Source organism: Fischerella thermalis PCC 7521 (assembly GCF_000317225.1).
Classification (GTDB): domain Bacteria; phylum Cyanobacteriota; class Cyanobacteriia; order Cyanobacteriales; family Nostocaceae; genus Fischerella; species Fischerella thermalis.
In genome coordinates this window covers 1-1,098 of the sequence record NZ_AJLL01000108.1, presented here as the reverse complement: position 1 = coordinate 1,098, position 1,098 = coordinate 1, and the positions used below count along the sequence as shown (strand labels likewise).

Below are 1,098 nucleotides of genomic sequence, written 5' to 3'. Positions count from 1 at the left end.
GCAATCATAAGAACAATGACAGCAACCTTACAACGCGCACAAAGCGCCAACGTATGGGAGCGGTTCTGCAACTGGATCACCAGCACAGAAAACCGCCTGTATATAGGTTGGTTCGGGGTATTGATGATCCCCACCTTGCTAGCCGCAACCACCTGCTTCATCATCGCCTTCATCGCCGCACCTCCCGTAGACATCGACGGTATCCGTGAACCAGTAGCAGGTTCCTTACTGTACGGAAACAACATCATCTCCGGCGCAGTAGTACCTTCTTCCAACGCCATCGGTTTACACTTCTACCCAGTATGGGAAGCAGCATCTCTAGATGAGTGGCTGTACAACGGTGGTCCTTACCAATTGGTAATCTTCCACTTTTTAATTGGCGTATTCTGCTACATGGGTCGTGAGTGGGAATTGTCCTACCGCTTAGGAATGCGTCCTTGGATTGCCGTAGCCTACTCTGCACCCGTAGCAGCAGCAACGGCAGTATTCTTGATCTACCCCTTGGGTCAAGGTTCCTTCTCTGACGGAATGCCCTTAGGTATCTCCGGAACATTCAACTTCATGTTAGTGTTCCAAGCAGAGCACAACATCTTAATGCACCCCTTCCACCAGCTAGGTGTAGCAGGTGTATTCGGTGGTAGCTTATTCAGTGCAATGCACGGTTCTTTGGTAACTTCTTCCTTGGTTCGCGAAACAACCGAAACCGAATCTCAGAACTACGGTTACAAGTTCGGTCAAGAAGAAGAAACCTACAACATCGTTGCAGCCCACGGTTACTTCGGTCGCTTGATCTTCCAATACGCTTCCTTCAACAACTCTCGCAGCTTGCACTTCTTCTTGGCTGCTTGGCCTGTAATTGGAATCTGGTTCACCGCCCTGGGAATCAGCACCATGGCGTTCAACCTGAATGGTTTCAACTTCAACCAGTCAGTGATTGACTCTCAGGGTCGCGTGATCAACACTTGGGCAGACATCATCAACCGCGCTAACTTGGGTATGGAAGTTATGCACGAGCGTAATGCTCACAACTTCCCCCTCGACTTAGCTAGTGGCGATGTTGCTCCTGTTGCATTGACTGCTCCTGCGATCAACGGCTAA

1 protein-coding gene is annotated in these 1,098 nt (G+C 50.0%); it reads left to right on the top strand.

All coding sequences use genetic code 11. The features are described 5' to 3' along the window. Positions 1-15 precede the first annotated feature (15 nt). A complete protein-coding gene (psbA, locus tag UYK_RS0123715) occupies positions 16-1,098 on the top strand; it encodes a photosystem II q(b) protein (RefSeq protein ID WP_009454952.1) in 1,083 nt (360 codons plus the stop codon).

Coding starts and splice junctions, on each gene's coding strand:
- psbA (WP_009454952.1), top strand. CDS start 16: ATGACAGCAACCTTACAACGCGCACAAAGCGCCAACGTATGGGAGCGG.